17 protein-coding genes and 1 pseudogene are annotated in these 20,458 nt (G+C 69.8%); 3 read left to right on the forward strand and 15 right to left on the reverse strand.

Going from position 1 to position 20,458, the window contains the following annotated elements; genetic code table 11:
- Positions 1-65: 65 nt before the first annotated feature.
- Both ACFWDI_RS10615 and ACFWDI_RS10620 read right to left on the reverse strand, forming a co-directional pair.
- Positions 66-1,844, reverse strand: coding sequence for a cation:proton antiporter (locus ACFWDI_RS10615; RefSeq protein ID WP_385302786.1), 1,779 nt, complete (start codon positions 1,842-1,844; stop codon positions 66-68).
- A 175-nt stretch (positions 1,845-2,019) separates the two neighbouring features.
- On the reverse strand, positions 2,020-2,970 hold the full coding sequence (locus ACFWDI_RS10620) for a DUF389 domain-containing protein (protein ID WP_385302788.1): 951 nt from the start codon (positions 2,968-2,970) through the stop codon (positions 2,020-2,022).
- A 353-nt stretch (positions 2,971-3,323) separates the two neighbouring features.
- Between ACFWDI_RS10620 and ACFWDI_RS10625 the strand changes: the two genes are divergently transcribed.
- Positions 3,324-5,144, forward strand: a complete 1,821-nt coding sequence (locus tag ACFWDI_RS10625) for a glycoside hydrolase family 15 protein (RefSeq protein WP_385302790.1) — start codon at positions 3,324-3,326, stop codon at positions 5,142-5,144.
- 20 nt (positions 5,145-5,164) lie between these two features.
- Here the strand turns inward: ACFWDI_RS10625 and ACFWDI_RS10630 are convergent, their stop codons facing one another.
- The 7 genes and pseudogenes from ACFWDI_RS10630 to ACFWDI_RS10660 all read right to left on the reverse strand — a co-directional run bounded on the left by ACFWDI_RS10630 (position 5,165) and on the right by ACFWDI_RS10660 (position 13,466).
- Positions 5,165-6,127 carry a 2-hydroxyacid dehydrogenase gene (locus tag ACFWDI_RS10630; RefSeq protein WP_385302791.1) on the reverse strand — a complete coding sequence of 321 codons (963 nt, stop codon included), beginning with the start codon at positions 6,125-6,127 and terminating at the stop codon, positions 5,165-5,167.
- A 203-nt stretch (positions 6,128-6,330) separates the two neighbouring features.
- Positions 6,331-7,374: a cytochrome d ubiquinol oxidase subunit II gene (locus ACFWDI_RS10635; RefSeq protein ID WP_385302794.1), complete on the reverse strand. Its 1,044-nt coding sequence runs from the start codon at positions 7,372-7,374 to the stop codon at positions 6,331-6,333.
- Positions 7,371-8,855 (reverse strand): cytochrome ubiquinol oxidase subunit I, encoded by a 1,485-nt coding sequence (locus tag ACFWDI_RS10640; protein ID WP_385302797.1) that lies wholly within the window; start codon positions 8,853-8,855, stop codon positions 7,371-7,373. Before ACFWDI_RS10640 ends, ACFWDI_RS10635 begins: the two co-directional genes overlap by 4 nt.
- Before the next feature lie 95 nt (positions 8,856-8,950).
- Positions 8,951-10,321 (reverse strand): NAD(P)/FAD-dependent oxidoreductase, encoded by a 1,371-nt coding sequence (locus ACFWDI_RS10645; RefSeq protein WP_385302799.1) that lies wholly within the window; start codon positions 10,319-10,321, stop codon positions 8,951-8,953.
- Positions 10,322-10,327: 6 nt separating this feature from the next.
- Positions 10,328-11,136: pseudogene (locus ACFWDI_RS10650) on the reverse strand (SDR family oxidoreductase).
- Positions 11,137-11,691: 555 nt separating this feature from the next.
- Positions 11,692-12,684, reverse strand: a complete 993-nt coding sequence (locus ACFWDI_RS10655) for a WD40 repeat domain-containing protein (RefSeq protein ID WP_385302801.1) — start codon at positions 12,682-12,684, stop codon at positions 11,692-11,694.
- 293 nt (positions 12,685-12,977) lie between these two features.
- Positions 12,978-13,466 carry an ATP-binding protein gene (locus ACFWDI_RS10660; RefSeq protein ID WP_385302803.1) on the reverse strand — a complete coding sequence of 163 codons (489 nt, stop codon included), beginning with the start codon at positions 13,464-13,466 and terminating at the stop codon, positions 12,978-12,980.
- Positions 13,467-13,577: 111 nt separating this feature from the next.
- On the opposite strand from ACFWDI_RS10660, the gene ACFWDI_RS10665 reads away from it, so the two are divergent.
- Positions 13,578-14,258, forward strand: a complete 681-nt coding sequence (locus tag ACFWDI_RS10665) for a TetR/AcrR family transcriptional regulator (protein ID WP_385302805.1) — start codon at positions 13,578-13,580, stop codon at positions 14,256-14,258.
- A gap of 138 nt (positions 14,259-14,396) precedes the next feature.
- Here the strand turns inward: ACFWDI_RS10665 and ACFWDI_RS10670 are convergent, their stop codons facing one another.
- On the reverse strand, positions 14,397-15,158 hold the full coding sequence (locus ACFWDI_RS10670) for a hypothetical protein (RefSeq protein ID WP_385302807.1): 762 nt from the start codon (positions 15,156-15,158) through the stop codon (positions 14,397-14,399).
- Between the two features lie 526 nt (positions 15,159-15,684).
- On the opposite strand from ACFWDI_RS10670, the gene ACFWDI_RS10675 reads away from it, so the two are divergent.
- Positions 15,685-16,434 carry a hypothetical protein gene (locus ACFWDI_RS10675; RefSeq protein WP_385302809.1) on the forward strand — a complete coding sequence of 250 codons (750 nt, stop codon included), beginning with the start codon at positions 15,685-15,687 and terminating at the stop codon, positions 16,432-16,434.
- 483 nt (positions 16,435-16,917) lie between these two features.
- Here ACFWDI_RS10675 and ACFWDI_RS10680 read toward each other — a convergent pair whose 3' ends face one another.
- The 5 genes from ACFWDI_RS10680 to ACFWDI_RS10700 all read right to left on the reverse strand — a co-directional run bounded on the left by ACFWDI_RS10680 (position 16,918) and on the right by ACFWDI_RS10700 (position 20,401).
- Entirely contained in the window at positions 16,918-17,151 is a 234-nt protein-coding gene (locus ACFWDI_RS10680; RefSeq protein WP_385302810.1) for a hypothetical protein, read from the reverse strand.
- A 495-nt stretch (positions 17,152-17,646) separates the two neighbouring features.
- A complete protein-coding gene (locus tag ACFWDI_RS10685) occupies positions 17,647-17,793 on the reverse strand; it encodes a hypothetical protein (RefSeq protein WP_385302811.1) in 147 nt (48 codons plus the stop codon).
- Positions 17,794-18,051: 258 nt separating this feature from the next.
- The gene (locus ACFWDI_RS10690) at positions 18,052-19,008 is read right to left on the reverse strand and encodes an urease accessory protein UreD (protein WP_385302813.1); all 957 of its coding nucleotides are present in this window, start codon (positions 19,006-19,008) and stop codon (positions 18,052-18,054) included.
- Complete coding sequence (gene ureG / locus ACFWDI_RS10695; RefSeq protein WP_385302815.1) at positions 19,005-19,700, reverse strand: urease accessory protein UreG; 696 nt, start codon at positions 19,698-19,700, stop codon at positions 19,005-19,007. The genes ACFWDI_RS10690 and ureG overlap by 4 nt, the downstream gene beginning before the upstream one ends.
- Before the next feature lie 26 nt (positions 19,701-19,726).
- Positions 19,727-20,401 carry an urease accessory protein UreF gene (locus ACFWDI_RS10700; RefSeq protein ID WP_385302816.1) on the reverse strand — a complete coding sequence of 225 codons (675 nt, stop codon included), beginning with the start codon at positions 20,399-20,401 and terminating at the stop codon, positions 19,727-19,729.
- Positions 20,402-20,458: the final 57 nt, after the last annotated feature.

Below are 20,458 nucleotides of genomic sequence, written 5' to 3' on the forward strand. Positions count from 1 at the left end.
GAGTGGCTGACCGTCCACCAGCTGCCGTCCTGCGCGCCCGGCCTCGACCCCGTCGAAGTGCCGGCCTACTCCGGCGGACGCGCGGCACCCCGCCCGCCCGGGGCCAGCATGACGACCGTGTCCCCCGGCCCGGGCAGCGGTGTGCCGGCTTCCGTGACCGGATCGAGGCGACCGTCCGGGCGTACCAGGAACAGCAGGTCGCAACCGGGCGGCAGGGCACCGCCGGCGGGCTGCGTGAGGACGGCCGCCCCGTCCTCGTATCTGCGGGAGATGGTCGGCCAGGTCAGATCCGCGCCGAACAGGGCCTCGCCACCGATGAACGGCGCCACCACGCCGCGGCTCTCGGGCGGTGCACCAAGATGGTGGACCACCCCCTCCACGCTGCCACGCAGAATCGCTGCCGCCAGTGCGTTGAAGTCGTCCTCGGCGGTGAGGAAGAACACCGCCGTGATGCCCTCCAGCTCTGGGCCCTCGCCCGTGACGGCGGCCAGTAGTTCACCGGGCGCAAGCTCGATCCCGGCCTGCCTGATGCGTTCGCGCTGCTGCTCCTGCCCTGCCCACATCAAGACCTCCAGCCCCGCCGACTTCAGAGCCACACCAAGGTCGACCACCCACGGGTCACCGCCGACCAGCAGCGGACGCGAGCGGGAGGGGCGCACGACGCCCAGGCGCCGGGCCACGGGCGAGGCGGTCAGACCGTAGAGCGTCACGGTCGCGACGATGACCACGAACGTGGCGGGAAGGATCTTCGACGCACCGCCGATCCCCTTGGCCACGAGGCCGGCCGAGAACGTCGACGCGGTAGCGGCCGCGACGATGCCGCGCGGCGCCATCCAGCCGATGAAGCCCCTCTCGCCGCGTGTCAGGTCCGTGCCGAGGGTGGATACGGCCGCGACCAGCGGTCTGACGGCCACCACCAGAACGGCGGCGAACCCGAGCGCGAGCAGGCCCACATGGCGCAGCGACTCTGGGGTGACGGTGGCCGAGATGGAGATGAAGAGCAGGCCGATGATCAGGCTGACCAGGGTCTCGAAGAACGGCCGGCGCGCCGGGACGTCGATGCCGGGGAGGTTGGCGATGGCCAGGCCCATGATCACGGCGGCGATGAGCCCCGTGTCCTCGCGCAGGACGTCGCAGAGCGCCGCCACACCGATCACCGCGGCGAGCTGCGCCGTGGTGCCGAGCACCTCGCCGAGCCGCAGCACCCGGAACAGCCCCCACAGCAGAGCCGCCCCCACCACTCCACCGGCCGCTCCAATGCCCACGCTGCCCAGAAAGCTCGCGGCCCCGCTGCCGAAGTGGTGCTTCGTGCTCGCCGTGACCGCATGGAAGACCAGTGCTCCCAGAATGCCTCCGACCGGGTCGATGAGGGAGCCTTCCCAGACAAGGATGTGCTGGAGCCGGTCCTTGGGTCGCACGAAGCTGAGCAGCGGTCCGACGACCGTCGGCCCCGAGACCACGAGGATCGCGCCGATCATGACGGCCGCCCGCTGGGACATGCCCAGCAACGGCGCGGCGAGGAGCGCGCCGAGCAGCCAGGTGATCAGAACCCCGATCCAGATCAGCCTGACAACGACGCGGCGGGTGTGCCCTCTCAGCCTCGCCAGGTCCAGCCCGAGGCCCGCGTCGTAGAGGATCACGGCGACGGCCAGCGACACCAGCGGTGAGAACGCAGCCCCCAGCAGCCGCTCGGGGTTGACGTCGTCGATCAGCGCGCCGGCGGCGAAGCCGACCGGCAGCAGGACGATGAGGGCGGGGATGCGCAGGCGGCTCGCCAGGATCTGCGATCCGACTGCGAGGACCAGGGTCAGGCTCACTCCGATGAGCACCTGGTTCGTCGTCACGGGTGGCCCTTTCGGTGTGTGGTGATGAGGCGGGTTGGTGCTCTTTGCAGGCCGGCCGGAGGCGGAGCGGCAGGGACAGTGCGGCCCACAGGCAGCGGAGCCACCGCTCCGCCCGGCTGCGAGGTCGGCCGGTCGGCGCATGAGCGATGTACCGCTCCCGGACGGGACGGCGGCCTCATCTGCTGTCGGAGCGCCCGCTGCGCCGGCTGATGTACCGCCAGACAGCCCGCTGGAATCTGAGCATCAGCACGCCCACCACGATCAGCAGCACGATGTTGAGCAGGAGTTGGACCAGGGATCCGCGCGCCTCGCTCCAGCTGGAGAACGCGCAGGAGACGCCGATGTCGGCGGCGGGGATGGTGGTGACCGAGATGAAGACGCCGAGCAGCGCACTCGTCCGGGCCTGGGTCAGCGACACGATCCCGACGATGCCGGCCAGGACCGCGACGACGACCGAGAAGAAGTTGGGGGCGTCGATCAGTGTGGAGACCGGCCTGATGCCCAGGTCGAACGCCTTGGGCTGGAGGTCGAGACCCCGGATCGCCCACGAGAACAGGAACGTCAGCAGGACGGCAAGCGAGAATCCTGCGGTCAGGGCGAAGAGGCCCTGCCGGATCCTGATGCGGTTGCCACGGTCGATGCCCAGCGCGACGCTGGTGATGGCGCCGTACTCCGGTCCGACGACCATCGCCGCGACGATCAGGATCTGGGAGTTGGTGATGATTCCCACCGCCCCGATGACACCCGCGATGACCAGGTAGACGTAGAAGCTCGGCAGATAGGTGCCCTCGGCGCGAATGCGCGCTTCGACCTCCTCCCAGACGGGCGCGTGCGCGAGCGCCCCGAGCTGCTGCTGCTCCGCCTCGGCCGCGGTGCCTGAGAAGGCCATCTCGACCGGCTCGATGACGATGGATCCGCGGCGGTCGAGTTCCAGCTCGCGCAGACCGCGCAGCACGGCGTTGGCCGCACCCGCCAGGATGTCGCACTCGACCGCGTCGCCGTCGGGGTTCTGCGCCAGTCCGGGAAGGACGACCAGGTTGAAGACATAGCGGTCACCGGTGAGCAGCCCGACCGCCCGAGGGGTGAGATCAACTGGGCTCACCAGGCGGACATGAATCATCTCCATCCACAGCCTCCGTCACTCGGCTGACGGCCGAACGGGAGCGCCGCAGTGCCCGTACGCCGGGGTCGGGGCCCACTTGTACGTGTCGACCACAGTCAGTAACCCCCACCGTGAAGGTGGGCAGCAAGCCGAGGGCGGCGCTCAGCTCCGGCGGCCAAGGTGGCTTCGGTCCTTCGACGCGGCGCCGGCCAGGGCACGCCTGCGGCCGGTCGCCGTTGCACCATACGGGTGTCGGCCCGCAGGCCGTCGTCGTTGATGGCCCATGGGCAGGCGGTCCTCGACTGCGTCGACATGGCAGGGACCAGAAGGGTGCCGGATAGTGGACGCAGGGGACATTCCGAGACTTCGGAGCAGCAATGGACCGCTACCCTCCCATCGCCGAGCACGGTCTGGTGGGCGATCTGCAGACCGCCGCGCTCGTCTCGTCGCAGGGCGTCATCGACTGGTTCGCCGCTCCCAGGTTCGATTCACCCAGCATCTTCGCCGCCCTGCTCGACCACGACGGCGGCGGTTATATGCGGCTGGCCCCAGAGCACTCCGACGCAACCTGCAAGCAGCTCTACTACCCCGATACGGCCATCCTGGTAACCCGGTTCATGTCACCGGACGGGGTGGGCGAGGTAATCGACTTCATGCCCCCGGACCGGACCCGCACCGCCACCGACCGGCACACCCTGGTCCGGGTGGTCCGTGCCGTGCGGGGGACGGTCGAGTTCACACTCGAGTGCCGGCCGCGCTTCGACTACGGCCGGGCCGAGCACGAGCTCGAGCTCGGCGAGAACGGCGCCCTGTTCCGGGCACCCGGAATCGACGGGCACCTGCAGTCCACCTTCCCGCTGGAGCGGGACGGCCAGGACGTGCGCGGAAAGGTGACGCTGAAATCCGGCGAGTCCGGCGGCGCCGTGTTCACCGTCTGCGCGTCCGGCGGCAAGACGCCCGCACCCCTCACGGCCGACGGGCTTACCGAACAGATGGGGGAAGTCGGCGAGTTCTGGCAGCACTGGCTGCGCCAGTCCCGCTACCGGGGCCGGTGGCCCGAGCTGGTGCACCGCTCGGCCATCACCCTCAAGCTCCTCACCTACGCCCCCACCGGCGCCCTGATCGCGGCGGCCACCATGGGTCTGCCCGAGCAGGTCGGCGGAGAGCGCAACTGGGACTACCGGTTCACCTGGGTACGCGACGGCTCGCTGTCCGTGCGGGCCATGCTGGACCTCGGCTTCGTCGAGGAGGCCACCGCCTTCGTCCACTGGCTGGTGGACAGGCTGCGTGAGCGCGAGGGCAAGGAGGAAGAGCCGCTCCAGACGATGTACCGGATCGACGGCAATCCCGACCTGCCGGAGGAGACACTCGATCACTTCGAGGGCTACCGCGGCTCCTTCCCCGTCCGCATCGGCAACGGCGCCGCCGACCAGCTCCAGCTGGACATCTACGGCGAGGCCCTCTACGCGCTGTCCCAGGGGCGCGAGATCGCCCAGCAGGCCAGCTTCGAGGGATGGCAGACACTCACCAGGACGCTGGACTGGTTCGCCGACGCCTGGGACCGGCCGGACGAGGGCATCTGGGAGACCCGCGGCGGCCGCCAGGACTTCACCTACAGCCGGGTGATGTCGTGGGTTGCCTTCGACCAAGGGCTGCGCCTGGCCGATTACTTCCGCAGGCCCGCCGACGTGGAGCGGTGGCGCAATGCGAGGGACGCCGTATTCGATCAAGTCATGGAACGCGGCTGGAGCGAGAAGGAGCGTGCCTTCGTCCAGCATTACGGCGGCGACGTCCTGGACGCCTCGCTGCTGCTCATGCCCAGGGTCGACTTCATCGCTCCCCGGGCCACGGCCTGGTTCTCCACGCTTGACGCGATGGACCGCAAGCTCGTGTCCGACAGCCTTGTCTACCGCTACGACCCAGCGGCATCGCCGGACGGGCTGCGCGGCTCGGAGGGCACCTTCAGTCTGTGCACCTTCCTCTACGTCGACGCGCTGGCCCGGGCGGGGCGGCTGTCCCAGGCCCGTTACACCTTCGAGAAGATGCAGACCTACGCCAACCATGTCGGGCTCTTCGCCGAGGAGATCGGTCCCAGCGGGGAGCAACTGGGCAACTTCCCCCAGGCATTCACCCATCTGTCCCTGATCATGGCCGCCACCACCCTCGACAAGGCGCTCGACGCGGAGGACGGGCGCTGACCCATGGTCACGCATCCAGGTCAGGGCTTGCGGGGCAGCACCATGTTCTCCAGCGGCTCCCCGGCCAGGTAGCGCAGCAGCTGGGTGCGGATCAGCCGCATCGCCCGGGGCAGAAAAGCCGAGCTGTTGCCTCCGACATGAGGGCTGATCAGCGTGTTGGGCGCGTGCCAGAGCGGATGCCCGGCCGGGAGCGGCTCGGGGTCGGTGACGTCGAGGGCCGCGCTGAGCCGGCCCGTCCTGAGCTCGGCGAGCAGCGCGTCGGTGTCCACCACCGCGCCCCTGGAGACGTTCACCAGCAGGGCGCCGTCCTGTATGAGTGCGAGGAAGCCCGCGTCGACCAGGCCACGGGTGTCCTGGGTGAGCGGGACGGTGAGCATCACGATGTCGGCGCGGGGCAGGAGCTCGGGCAGATCGACGAGGGCGTGGACGGCCCCGCGCGCAGTGGTGCGGGCGGTCCGGGCGACTCGCAGGACCTCGCACTCGAAGGGGGTGAGCCGATCCTCGACGGCAGCGGCGATGGAGCCGTAGCCCATGAGCAGGACGGTGCGGTCGGCCAGCGCCGGGCGGAAGCCGGTCCGCCACTCCTCGGCGTCCTGGGCACGGACGAAGTCGGGGATGCCGCGGAGCGACGCGAGGGCGAGTGACACGCCCAGCTCGGCGGTGCTGGCGTCGTGAACTTTCCTGGCGTTGCAGAGCACGGCACCGCTGGGAACGTACTTCACGAGGTCGTCGACGCCGGCGGAAAGGGACTGGACGACTCGCAGCCGCGGCAGGCGCGGGAGCACCGCTGCGGCAGCATCCGCAAAGGCGTAGGGGACGACGAAGAACTCCACGTCCGCCAGGCTCTCGACGCCGGGCGGACCGCCGGTACCGTCCCACACCGCGACGGGCAGACCCTCGGGCAGGCCGCCGACCCGCGACGCCGGGTACGGGAGCAGGAACCGGGCGGCGCTCGCAGCGGCGGGACGCTCCATGGGGCTCATGGGCCGAATCTAGCGTTTGACCAGCGGGTTCCCCTGCTCTCGTCGTCTGACTTCACCCAAAGTACGGCCGAGAGGGTGTTCAGGTCTGTCGTCACAGGTCACTGACCGCCATCGCCAACGCCCTGCGGGTCGGCGATCGCATCGCCGCACGGCTGCGCCGACGGGGATGTCGCACGTCCGCTGCGCGAACCGGCGGAGCGGCGCTACAGATTGTCCCCGGGTGTTCTGGCGGCCTGGGTGTCGGTGTCGGTCAGCGGCTCCAGCTCACCCATTGTGTCGAGCCGGTAGAGCAGCACCAGCGCCGGGCCGACCAGCACGATCGCGATGACCGTGACGAGCGCCAGCCAGCGCAGGGTGTGAGCGGCGCCGGCCGCCTGGGCCACCGTCAGCGAGGTGGGCAGCACGTAGGGCCGCTGTGCGCAGCCCCAGGCGCCGACGGTCAGGGCGACGCTCGCCACCGAGGTGTAGCGGGTCCAGCCATAGGACCGACGTACCAGAAGCAGCACCGTGGCCAGACCGCAGACTCCTGCCAGGACGATCAGCAGCAGGCCCAGGCCTCCGGTGAGGCCCTCCCAGACGTGCCGGGCATCGTCGTGGGTGACAGGCAGGGCGATGAGCGCGAGGATGACGATTGCGGCGAAAGCGAACAGCGCCCGCAGACGGAAGTAGTCGACGAGGTCTTCCGCGCCGAACCGTCGGGCGTCGGAGCAGAGGAACACCGCCCCGAGAAACGCGGTGGCGGCAATGGCCAGCAGACCCGTGAGGACTGAGGTCGCGTTGGCCCAGGCGTCCGCGGAGGCAGTGGTCCCGACCACGATCCGACCGGCAGCAATACCGCCGAGCACTGCCCCGAGGAAGAACGGCGTGAGCAGCGACGAGATGGCGAACGCCGCGCCGTAGAGCCGTCGTTGGGCCAGTCGCCGGGAGGGCTTGCGCAGGGCGAATCCGGCGCCGCGGAGCACCAGGCCGACGGCCGCGAGGGCGAGCGGCAGCCACATCGCCTCGAAGACGGCCTGGAACATCGTCGGGAAGCCGGTCCACATGACGATGAAGACGAAGATCAACCAGACGTTGTTGACCTCCCAGACCGGTGCCATGGCATGGTCGATGAGCCAGCGGGGCCGCCGGCCCCGCTCCGCCCCTCCGGCGAGGAGGTCCCAGAAGCCCGCGCCGTAGTCGGTGCCCCCGGCGCAGGCGTAGGCGGCGATCGCGAGCACCATGACCCAGGCGATGAGATCGGCCATCATGACGCACCGCCGGGGGTGCGGCCGGACCCGACACCAGGCGGGGCCCCGGTTGCTGTGGGTTCGGGCTCGCTTCTGGGCCCGTAGGGGGTGTCGGTCTCAGGGGGCAGTGCGGCGCGCGCGGCGGCCGAGCCCTCGTCGGCGATGCGCCACCGAGTTCGCATCTGCAGGACGATCGCGAGGAACGCGCCGAAAACGGCCACGTACACAACGATCACGATGCCGAGCATCGCCCACAGCGATCCGGCGCGGGTGGCGGTCACCGCCTCCGAGACCCTCATGTGGTTGTAGACGATCCAGGGCTGGCGGCCGACCTCCGTGGTGATCCAGCCGCACTCCACGGTGACCAGGCACGCGACTCCTGCGATTGCGGCGCAGCGGAAGAACCAGCGGCTGCGCGGGAGGTCCCGGTGTCGCAGCCAGGACCACGCGTACCAGAGCGCGAGCAGGATCAGCAGGCTGCCGATGGTGACCATGATGTCGAAGGCCCAGTGGGCGATGGTGGCCTGGACGACGGTGGGGCGGTCGGCGGCCGGCACCGACGTCAGCCCGGTCACCTGGGTGCTGGGCTTGAAGCCGGCGAGGATCGAGTCCAGCTGGGGGATCTTCAGTCCGCCGGAGATCGTCCCATCGCTGTTCAGCCGTCCGAACATGTACTCGGGCACGTGGGTGTCTGTCTTCCAGACGATCTCCGTGGCGGCGAACTTGATCGGCTGCTTGTGGAAGACGGCCCGGGCAGCGGAGTCGCCGAGCATGAACTGGACCGGCGTGAGGATTGCGGCAACGGTGAACGGCAGCGTGAAGCCGAGCCGGTGGTATCTGTCGCGGCGCCCGCGCAGCCAGCCGACCGCGTACACGCCGGCGACCACATAGCCGGCGGTCAGGAACATCGCGACCACGAAGTGCCAGTACTCCGGGCCGAACATCGGCGTGAAGACCGCCTGCCGCACGTTGACGTCGACGGGATTGCCCTGGGCGTCGAGGCGGAACCCCTGCGGGGTGTTCATCCAGGAGTTCGCGGCGATGATGCCGAACGCCCCCATCAGGGCGGCCAGCGGCAGCGGTACGGCCAGCCAGAAGTGCGTCCAGGGCTTGAGCCGACGCCAGCCGTAGAGGTAGATCGCGATCAGGACGGCCTCCAGGAAGAACGCCCATGCCTCAATGCCGAACCCGAGGCCGAAGACGTCGCCCCAGCGGCCCATCATGCCGGGCCACAGCAGTCCGAGCTCGAAGGACAGCACAGTGCCGGTGACGACGCCGATGGCGAACTGGACAGCCATCACCGCCGACCAGCGCCGCGCGAGCTGAAGGGCGACGGCGTCGTTGCGGCGCAGCGCCCGGTGGTGCATCAGCACCGTGATGAACGGCAGCGCCACGCCGAACGGGACCAGCAGGATGTGCGAGGCCAGGGTGAAGGCCATCAGCTCCCGAGCCGGCAGGAGTTGGGGCGGGGTGTCCGCCAGAAGGGCCGCTGTGCTGAGCATGTGCGCCTCGATGGTCTGCCCCGCGGGGCGCGGGGGGTGAGGAACGACGGGGTGCGAAGGGGTGGCGGCCGGGGCGTGTCGGCCGGGCGCCGTGGTCAGGGAGGCGGCGGGGGCGCCTTCTGCCCGGGCGCCCGGCCGGCCGGCGCGCCGACGTCGGCGTCGGCGTCGGCGTCGGCGTCGGCGTCGGACGAGGTGAAGGCGCGCTCGCGCCGCGAGCTGGTGGCGAAGGCGACGGACCAGCTGAGCACCGCCCCCAGCCTGCTGCGGAATCCGGTGAGGAAGGCCAGGTGGATGAAGAGCCAGGCGAGCCAGCCGATCGCTCCCGACAGGTGCAGCGGGCCGGCCTTGACGACGGCCCGGCCGCGGGAGATGTAGGCGGCGCTGCCGAGGTCCAGGTACTTGAAGGGCTTCTGCTGCTTCGTCCTGCCCTCCACCGAGTGGCGCACGACCCGGCCGGCATACGCGCCCGACTGCATGGCGACCTCGGCCAGGCCCGGCAGCTTGTTCAGGCTCATCACGTCGCCCGTGACGCGGATCTCCGGATGACCGGGGACGGTGAGGTCGGGTTCGACGACGATGCGTCCGGCCCGGTCCTGGGTGGCGCCGGTTGCCCGGGCCAGCGCGGCGGCGAAGGGCGGCGCCTCGACCCCGGCCGTCCACAGCACGGTGCGTGCCTCGAACCGGGTGGTCGCACCGTCCTGGTCTTGTACCGTCAAGCCGCGCGCGTCGACGTCGGTGACCTTCGTGCCCAGGTGGAGCTCCACACCGAGGCTCTGCAGGGTTCGGGCCGCGCGATCGGCCAGTGGGCGGCCGAACGCGCCCAGCACCTCGTCGGACCCCTCGAAGAGCAGCACCCGGGCCTGGGCGGAGTCGATCGTCTGGAACTCCCGGTCGAGCGTGTGGCCGGCGATCTCCCGGATCTGTCCGGCGAGTTCGACGCCGGTCGGCCCGCCGCCGACGAGCGCAAAGGTGAGCCACTGCTGCCGTTCCCGGGCGTCTGCGGCCGTTTCGGCCATCTCGAACGCCTGGTAGACCCGTCGGCGGATGTCCAGCGCGTCGTTCAGGGTCTTCATGCCGGGGGCGTGCGCGGCGAACTCGTCGTGCCCGAAGTAGGACTGGCGCATGCCGACTCCGACGATCAGATCGTCGTAGGGCAGCTCGAGAGCTCCGCCGTCCGGTCGCCGGGCGTGGACCAGCCGGGCTTCGACATCCACGTCGATGGCTTCAGCGAGCAGGCAGCTCACGTTGTGGTGGCGTCGCAGGACCGCGCGGAGCGGTTGCGCGATCTGGCCCTCGGACAGGATTCCGGAGGCGCACTGGTAGAGCAGTGGTTGGAAGAGGTGGTGGGCACGGCGGTCGACCACGGTCACGGCGACCGGTGACCGACGTAGGGCGCGGGCGGCGAACAGCCCGGCGAACCCTCCGCCGAGGATCACCACCCGGCGGGGCGTGACGTAATCCTGCATCGGAGATCAGCCTCCGGTGGCGAAGCCGGGAAAGAGCGTCATTCCGCCGTCGACGTAGAGCGTGCTGCCGACGACGTAATCGAGCAGGTCGGACGCCATAACCACGACGGCGTTGGCGATGTCGTCCGGGTCGCCCACGCGGCGGTACGGGATGAGGCGCAGCAGGTCGGCCTCGGCCTCGGGGGTGGACCACGCGTCGCGGTTGATCGGTGTGCGGATGGCGCCGGGTGCGATGGCGTTGACCCTGATCCGCCGGGGGGCCAACTCCTGGGCGAGGGTCTGCATCAGCATGCCCACACACCGCCCTTGGAGGAGGCGTAGTTCACGTGCCCCGACCACGGGATGATCTGGTGGACCGAGCTCATGCAGATGATCTTCCCGGCCGACCGGGACACCTCCGCCACCACACCGCGCCGCACGAACTCCTTGGCGGCCTCGCGCGCGCAGAGGAACTGGCCGGTCAGGTTGACGTCGATGACCTTCTGCCACTGGGCGAGTGTCATGTCCAGCACGGCCGCGTCCCGCTGAAGGCCCGCGTTGGCCACCATGATGTCGATGGTGCCGAACTCCTCGACCATCCGCGCCACCATGGCGACCACCTGGCCCTCGTCGGACACGTCGGCCTCGTGGGCGTAGGCGCGGACTCCGAAGTCCTTGATCTGCCCCACGACCTTCTCGGCCTCGTCCCCACCGACGACGTAGTTCACCACGACGTCCGCGCCGGCCCGGCCCAAAGCAATGGCGGTCGCCATGCCGATACCTGAGTTGGCACCGGTGACCAGAGCCTTCTGGCCCCTGAGGAGCTGCGCGGACATCGTCCCGCGGTTCTCGTCGGCGCTTCCCGCCACCACGATCTCTCCTTCGGCGTTCTGGACAGCACGCACGCCGAGAACGGGCGACGCGCATGAGGAAGGCCGGGAGCCGGCCGGCCGCCAGGACAGACACAGGAGCCGTCGCATGCCCGGCGCCCCGACCAAAGCACCCTGCGCCGCGGGTGGGACAGACCGGCGCGCCACGTAGACGTATTAGTCCGGGCATGCCACACGGTCGGGCTACAAGCGTGCTGCGAGCTGCCCCCGAACCGTGCCCCGGCAGGACGCTGACTACCCACTCGCGGACGGCAACGGGACGGGAGGGTGACCGCTGTCATGGGGAAGGGCGGCTGGGGAGTCCCGATGCTCCGTCAGTGGGGCGACACGTGGCCGCCCATGGCGAGCTTGTCGTGCCCCCGTCACCGTACGGCTTGCTGCACGCTGCCGGGGCGTGCGTGAACCGGGGAGGCCATCGCCTGGCCGAGACCTCTTCCGAGGTGACGGCCGCGGAAGAAAATGAGCTGACTGGGCGACGAGCCGACCGAGCGCCCCGCCGGCTCACCGACCGAGCAACGCCCCGAGGTCCCACAGCCGCATACGGCGGTCCCGGCCCGCGGTGACGGCAACGGGGCGGCCGTCGAAGTCGGTGACACGGACGGCGAAGACCTCCTTCTCATGCTCGGTGAGCGGCACCCCGAGCAGCCTCCGGCCCACCAGATCCCACACGCACACCGTGCCGTCCTCACCGCCGGTCACCGCCACCGGCAGCCCATCGACGACACCGACGTCCATGCAGTTGATGTCGTCCCCCGGCACGGCGAGCGGCGCTTCCCATGCACCAGTGTCGGGATCGCCCATGACAAGCGCCCGGCCCCCGGCGGCGACCACGCGCGCGTGCCCGTCCACAGTCACCAGACCGACCCCGCGAACCACGAAGTCGAGATCGTCGAATTGAGTAAGTGGCTCTTCAGCGCTGATGTCCCACACAAGAACGCTGCCGTCATGGGCGCCGGACACCACAACCGGCCGGTCCCACAGCCTGCCCGAGGTGACACCGCCAACGCCGTCGCCGTGCCCGGCCAGTTGCACCTCGTCGGCAGCAGGATCGGGATCGCGCTTCGAGGCGTCCCACAGATGTACGGCCGGGCCAGTGCAGCCGCTGACGAACAGCGCCCGGCCGTCAAGCTCCATCGTGGCCGTCGAGGCCACCCCGCCGTGCTCGTAGCGGGCGTACGTCCGTATCGCACCGCTCTCCAGATCCCACTGCGCGAAGGGCTGGTGCTCCCCGCCCCCACCCACCACGACCCGCCCGTCGACGACCGCGGCACCGATCGTGAGGATGTCGCTGAACTCGTACTCGTCCTCCGGCCGCCACGGCATGTCCAACCGATGCCCGGCCCACTCGTCCCGCAGCGGATCCCAACTGAAGACGTCACCGCCGAAGTCGGTGCAGACAAGGAGCGGGCGTCCGCCGACGACGACAATGTCGAAATCCAGGATCGGCGAATCGGAGGGGATTCTGCTGGCCAGCATGAGTAAAGGTGTGGACATGCCAAGATACTAATGCTGCGACCGGGAATGTTCGCCGGGTTGCTGCCCGCCTTTGACGGCCGACAGCTGGGTGACGGCCGTGCGGCGGCGCCTGGACGGTTTGCGGGTCAGGAACGGCGCGGCAGCACGGCACGAGCAACGGCCTTGCTGATCGCGGTACTCGCCCAGGTGACCGAGAGGACGGTGGTGCTCTTGAGGACCTCCTCCGGCACTGGCGGAATCGAGCGGTGACGTTCCCCTACGGGAAATCGGTGGCGTGACGAAGCGGCTCGATACGCGCGAGGGCGCCTCACTCAGTGCCACCTTCCACCGAGGGAATCCGGCGCTTCCGGAAGTTCGAACCAGACTTCCTTGCCCCAGGGTGTGGGGTCGGCGCCCCATTTGCTCGCCATCAGGTCAACCAAATGCAGGCCGCGGCCGAATTCGTCGGTCGTCTGCGCCGAACGGAGCTGCGGCAGTTCCCGGCTGCCGTCGCGGACCTGGCAACAGATGACCTCGCGGCGTACCACGGTGAGGCGGACAGGACCGTACGCGTGCAGCAGCGCATTGCCGACCAGTTCGCTGACCAGGAGTTCGGCCGTGTCCGCAAGATGGTCCAGGCCCCAGTCGGCCAGGGTGCTGCACACCGCTCTGCGGGCCTGACCACAGGTGTCCGGAGCCCGCGGAAGCCGCCAGGGGCCGGCGACGGTCAGCTCCCGGTCGGGGGCGAAGCCCAGGGACGGGGCAGGGACGGGGCGCGTTGCGGCGGTCGCGGCAGGCTGTACGAGGTGAGTGTGGTGCATAAAAGCCTCCACAAGGCCCTGGCCGGTTCTCGAGTCAGGGAGTCGATCACAACCGCATTTACTCTGGAGTAAAACCGTAATCCGGGTTTACCCGGAAGTAAAGTGGTGGACATGGCTGATCACCCGCCCGAGGCCGGCCCCCCGCCACAGCGTCCAGCCGGCCGTCGCCGCCCCCCTGCGGCACGCCCGACCGACGACGACATGTTGGACGCGGCCTCCGCGGTCTTCAGCGAGGCCGGATTCCACGCGGCGACAATGGACGTCGTCGCCGCGCGTGCGAGATCCACCAAACCCACGCTGTACGCACACTTCGGCAGCAAGGAGGAGCTGTTCGGCAAATGCGCCGACCTCGCAGCCGACACCTTGGGAAGCGCGCTCTTCGAGGCCTATGCAGCAGCGGCCGATCTTCCGCTCGAACAGCAGGTTCGAGCGGGCGTGGCCTCGTTCTTCCATTACGCGGACGTCCATCCGGCGAGATTCCGGCTGCTCTTCGGCGCGCACGCGACGGGGTCGGCGGTCGAGGCCAGACAACGGCTGATGTCAGCCGCCACCCAGGAGATCACGCGCCGGATCCGGTACTTCACCAGGCGCCACGGCCGTGGCACCTGGGGGACGAGTGCGGAGCTCTGCGCCTCCTTCGTCGTCGGCACGGTCGTCGAGGGCGCGCGGTACACGCTGGTCGCCGAGTCGCTGGATCCGGCATCGGCCGCCGAGTTCACGACCCAGTTCGCCGTGGCGGCGCTCAGACACATCGACCCCCACCTCGCCGACGCGATCGACGCACGCGATTGAGCAAAGCGCGTCGGGGAGACGGCCCGGGGCGGCGCTGCCGCCCCGTGTTCTTGCCTGGCGCCGTGAAAGCTCGCGTGCAGTGAACATGCAGATTTCCTGGATCCGGGAGGCCCCCCGGTGGTTTGCGGGGGCTGGTTCTCAGGCGAGGACGTTCACGGCTCGGGCGATCACGAGTCCCAGGATGAGCAGGGAGATGAGGGACTGGACGGCCATGGCGATCTTGGCCCACGGGGCCAGTGGCATGACGTCGGTGGGGCTGAAGGCGGTGGAGTTGGTGAGTCCGAGGTAGAGGTAGTCGACGTAGCGGGGGCGCCAGTGCATGGCGTTCAGGTCGGGGTTCAGGTGCTGGGGAAAGGCGAGTTCGGGGGTGGCGGGCATGCGGTGGGCTCGGGCGGCCGCTCCGCCGCCGTCGAGTTCGAAGTACAGCAGGGAGAAGGCGAGGACCGTGGAGGCCCAGACACTGCCGCCGGCCTGCAGCAGGCCGGCGGCGGAATTCGTCTCGGTCCCGCCGTGGATGAGGTCGTCGATCAGCCGGACAGTCGACCAGATGGCGCTGAGTGCCAGCACGCCGACCAGAGCGATAGATACTGCGCGCAGGGCGGCCGAGCGGCGGCTGATCCGGCCCGGGTCGCCCGCGATCAGCGTCACCAGGAGCAGTCCTTCGACCATCGGGAGCAGCCAACGAGGCCCCAGGCGCAGGTCGTCGGGCATCAGCAGGAGCAGCACCATGCCGACGACGACGGCTCCGGCCATCGGCCAGCGGGCCTCACCGAACGCCGCCTGCTGCGGCTCCGGCTCGTGCGGATTGCTCGGACCGCCGGCATCGGTGGGGTGATGTCCGGTCATGTTCGGCTGCTGCGCGGGGTCGAGGCGCGGGTGCTTGCCTGCGGCTGCGGCCACAACCCACAGAGTGCCGTCGCCACGGAGGCGGCGTGCCGGTCCGCCGGGACGACACGCCCCGTGCCGGGTCTCGTGGCGGGATCGACGAATGGCGCGACCGCCCACCTGGTAGCGCCGTCAGACCAGCGGGTCAAGGCCTCGCGCGGCATTCCGTCACCCCAGTCTCCTCAGGGGGCCGGGCGGCGCCGCCGCCCGCTTTGTCACCGAACGTACCTCGAAGCCACGCGAGGACACCTCCTGCCGGATGCGCGTGTCCGTATCCGACCGACGCGGGTGGCGTACGCGGCGCGTCCCTGGATTGGGCGGCCCCCGGCGGCCGCGGGCTGGGGCTGCTCCGAACGCGCGACGCGGCGCGGGAAGGCCCGGAGCAGCGTTGCACATGGCGCGAATCAGGCAGCCGTCATCGCCCCCGGCTTTTCGAACCACCGTGCCGTGCCCGGTGCGGCGTTTGATACTGGGAGGGTCCCCTGCGGGCGTGAGGTCCCGGCGACGAGCGATGACACTCCTCCGATCGAGGAGAAACGAGGTGGCGCAGATGCTCGATTTGTCGTCCAAGTTGTCGGAGGTCCCGGCGGGACGGGGACGGGCCCCCTGGCCGAACCACGAGTACGTCAAGGGTTGGGGCGTGTTCGGGCTGCCTTTCGACTCCGGTCACGTGCTCGCGCTGCGCGTGTTTCCGGAGAGCTCCTTCGGTCCCTATCGCACGGTGTGGCATCGCGACCCGACCGGCAGGTGGTCGATCTACGTCGACGGGGAGCGACTCGACACGGCATGCCCGAGGTATTACGGCGCGGCCTGCGATCACACGGGCCACGCCCGGATCGGTCTCACGTGGACGGCCCCGGCCTCCCTGCGGGTGACGATGGATTCACCCTCTCTGAACTGGACTCTCACCGCCTCCGTGACCCGACTCCTCGGGTTGCTGAACCACGTCAGCGTGGCGTTGCCGCTGGCGACATGGCGTCTCCGAGCTCTGGTGGGGGCGCGCGAGCGATTGGCACGGGCGCTGGGGCTGGGCCGCCTGGAGATGACCGGCGTGATGCCGAGCGGCCACCCCGGAACGCTGATGCCACAGCAGATGTACTTCATCGACGCCTCACGAGCCACGCTTGATGGCGCAGACCTCGGACGCCCCGTTCAACTGAAGGAGAATCCGCGGATCGGTGGCGTGCCCCTGCCGGCCCGCGGTGTCCTCGCCATCGGCCAGGCCGCCTGGCAGATCCTGGACCGGGCCGAATACGAGCGCACCCGCGGCGAGACAGCACAACAGCCCTGAACGGCGCGAAGCTGCGGTCGGGAACCTACGTCCCCTCACCGTCCCCTGGACGTCCCCAGGGGGCGTGTGCTCAGGCACAGTTGACCGGTCACTCCACATCGGGACGTGGACTACAAACCTCTGCGCAGCGGAGAGCCCTACCGACGAATGAGACCCGGCCCCGCGGCCCACTACCAGGTGACGGTACGTCAGGTGCGGCTGCGGCCCGTTCACGGCGTTGGCCGACACCGGCCGCGCCACTCCGTGAAGCGACACCATGGGTGGTCTTCTCCGCCTCGATGAACGCATACACCTCGCTCATCGATCGCTCGCCTTCGGAAAGAAGACCGCGGCTTTTCACAGCACCTCAATCGTCCGGGCCTGCTCGGCGTTCTGCCTGCGCAGCCGCTGGAGCTCCTCGCGTTCCGCCGTGGTCAGCTCGCCGGACCGGCCCTCGAAAACACAAGCCGGGCCCGCCGCTACGGGGGGAAAGCCTGCTCTCTCTCACCGGCCCCAGAACGTGACGTACACCGGCGGCCGGAACTGGGAGGGCGGGACGCCCGCGCCGGGCGCGCGCATGATGCGGGTCGCCGCGGGGGTGTGCAGGAAGTGCAGGAACGCGTCGGTGGCCGGGGAACGGTGCTCGGGCTGCAGGACGGTGGCGTGCCACGTGGCGTCCGACGGCGTGGCTGGGGTTTCCAGTACGCGCAGCTCGTCACGCCGGATGCGGGGCGACACCAGATGGGCCACCTTCGTGCTGGTTGCCCGGCTCGGTTCGGTGGGCGCCGCCGCGCGGACTGCGACCCGCCGGGCCACTACCGGGCCACTTGATCTTGGTTCGGGGCTACAGTGAGGGCCCCTCGGGGTGTCCCCGAGGGCCCTCATTGCTGCGTTTCCGCAGATCAGAACGATTCAGCTCACCACTCAGCGGTGGGGCGGGTGGGACTCGAACCCACGGCCGACGGATTATGAGTCCTTTGGGGATCTTGGCGGCCCTTGTCGATCTACGCTGATCTACGACGTTTTCGCAGGTCAGAGCGTGCGAGCTGTGTCGGTGTTACTTCGTCTTTGTCAGTCTGTTCCTGTCCTTGTGTCCTGACCGCGTCCCGAATGCGTCCCGGTTGGACAGGATCGAAGGGGACGAGAGCGATCTCGCCAGCTCGAAAAGGGGACTCGAACCTCCGCGCAGCGGATTTCCCTTCCAACGCGCAATTTCCTGCTCAACCGGCTCGCTCAGGCGCTGATCCAGCGCAGCCGGAGCTCGCTCACCGCGCGCACGGTCACGACGTCGCCCAGCAGGTGCTCGGCGGCGTCAACCAGAGTGGGATCGACCGTGCCCATGATCCGGCGGAAGCTCTCCCAGCAGGCGTCGTGCAGCACCAGCGAGATCGCGACGGTGGCTTATGTCGATGCTGTCCACACGCACCTTCCGAGCCGTGTGCCACGTCCCGGCAACAGCCGACCTGCTCCGCTTCTGGGGTTAACTCGCTGCCCTTCAGGGCAGCGGGCCTCTCGCTGCCAGCCACTCGGCGCTGTCAAGCATCGTGATCATCCAGCGAACTGTTCATCGCTTCTCACTCATGCCACTGCCGGTCGGGCGATCTGGTCGACGGGACTCAAAGGAGCACACAAAACCGTTCATGCCTGTGCGATCAGGACGTGTGCGAGAGCCGTGTCGAGGAGGCGGCGCAGGTGGGCCGGTGTCGGTGCAACGGCGGTGGCCAGCAGTGCTGGCCCGTTGGCAAGCGGGGTTACGACGGCGCATCCCTCCGCCGGGTCGTCACCGATGAAGTGTGGCGTCTGATCTGCGGCTAGCTCGGGGTAAACGGCGAGGAGTTGTCCGACGGCGCGGTGCCCGCCCAAGACTGCGGGGCCGTCCCACTCCGGTGCCGGGTACCCGTAGGCGGTGTGCTGGTCGAGGAGCAGTTGGCCTTCGCGCCGCACGGTCAGGCGGGTGGAGAGATGACCGGGGGGTTCCGCTGTGCGGCCGAGGAGCTGTTCTTCCCGTAACAGCAGGCGGGAGGTGGAGGCGAGTTCCACGGCGTAGGACTGGTGCAGGGTGCTGCCTCGGGCGCTGATCAACGGCTGTGGCAGCCAGTTCAGGGATGCGTTCTCGCCGACGGTGAGTCGGACGTCGTAGGTGGCAGGGGCGGTGGTGGAGCCGGGCAGGGCGATGGTGGCTGCGGCAGTGATCACCTCCAGCTCGGATCGCGCCTCGGCCGCGATGTCGAGTTCGAGTCGGTCCCCGCCGAGCGGTGCGCTCATTGCCCCGATCACGCAGACCCGTGCCCGCCCGTCGCGGGCTCGCAGTCGGCGCAGATGGAACGGACCGTCGTTGTGCAGGAGCGGGAGCGTCGTTGTGCGGCCGTTGTGAGCGGCACGGATACGGGCGGTGGCGCGGACGCCGGTGGGGTGGAGGACGGAGGTGTGGTCCTCGGGTGCGCGGCTCTGGGCACTGGGGTGGGTGCCGGGCGTGTGCGCCTGAAATGCAGAGGGGACCTCGGCTGCCCGCCCTTTTCCCGCCTCGCCTTCTTCAGCTCCCGGCTGGTAGCCGGCCGGCGCCCGTGTCGAGGTCGGCAGTTGCGCGGCGGTCACGCGGTGACCCCGGCACGCCAAGCGGAGAGACGCCCGGTGACCCAGTGGGCGACCGGACGGATCCCGTCGGCCGAGGCGAGGCTGGTAAATGCGACCGGCAGAGCGCCGCGCTGCTTCTTCGCGTCGGCTGCCATGGTGTCCAGGTCGGCACCGACATACGGCGCGAGGTCAGTTTTGTTGACCACGAGGAGGTCGGCGGTGGTGATGCCGGGCCCGCCCTTGCGCGGGATGTCGTCGCCGCCGGCCACGTCGATCACGAACACTTGAGTGTCGACGAGTCCGCGCGAGAAGGTGGCGGTGAGGTTGTCCCCTCCGGACTCGATGAGAATCAGGTCCAGCGGCTCAAGTGTCTGCTCCAACTGCTCCACCGCTTCGAGGTTGGCGGAGATGTCGTCGCGGATCGCGGTGTGCGGGCAGGCACCGGTCTCTACGGCGGTGATCCGCTCTGGCGGCAGCACGGCCTCGCGGCGCAGGAACTCGGCGTCCTCGCGCGTGTAGATGTCATTGGTGACCACGGCGATGGACAACTGGTCCCGCAGCGCACGGCACAGCCCGGCCACGGTCGCGGTCTTGCCCGAGCCTACGGGCCCGCCGAGCCCGACCCGCAGCGCGCGACGGCTGCCGTCGGGGCGCAGCGCATCGGCGCTGAATGCGTGGCGGTGGGGCATGGTCGTGGGATGGTCGAGGTGCACGACGACTCCAGGTCGGTAGAGGGAAGTCAGGAAGCGAAGAGACGGACGCTCCAGGCGGCGTGTTGCTCACCAGTGATGTCCAGCAGCGGAGAGGACGCGGCGGGCAGCACGCCGACACCCTCGGCGGCTACGCGATCCGCCGCGTCGGCCGCGGTTCGGGCGACCTCGTCGAGTTCACCGGCGAGCCGCGCCAGGAGGGCGGTCGCTTCGAACGGGTCGAGGCTCAGCAGCCTCACCGCCGCGGTCGCCGGCCCGCTGACGCTCTCGTACGCGGCGCACTGAGTGGCATCGAACGGCGTCAGGCCGGCGGCGCGGGCCGCAAGACCGAGGACGACCGGCTGGTGCGCTCCTTGCGGCAGGACGCGGGCGAGCCGGTCGAGGTCGGGCGAGGGCCAGGTGATGCGCGCCGCCCGCAACATCTGCCGGCCGAGCCTGCGGGCGACCTGTCGCAGCGCCGGCACGGGCGTGCGGGCATCGGCAGCCTCGTCCAGCATCAGAAGGTCGTATCCGGTGGCCGCTGCGGCGGCGAGCCCGGCCGCGGTCAGCCCGGCGGTGTGCAGGCGCCCCCGGCAAAAGGCCTCCAGACTTGCGGTGTCGTACACGCCGTGAGAGGCAACAGCGGCCTCCACACCGCCGGAGTGGGCATGCCCACCGGCGGGAAAGCGGCCATCAGCCAGGACGAGCAGGGCAGCACGGCTCATGGGGGGCAGCGGCCCGCCTTTCACGGGGACAGACGGCCCGGCGAGAAGGCGTGGCCG

Source organism: Streptomyces sp. NPDC060064, from assembly GCF_042736455.1.
Classification (GTDB): domain Bacteria; phylum Actinomycetota; class Actinomycetes; order Streptomycetales; family Streptomycetaceae; genus Streptomyces.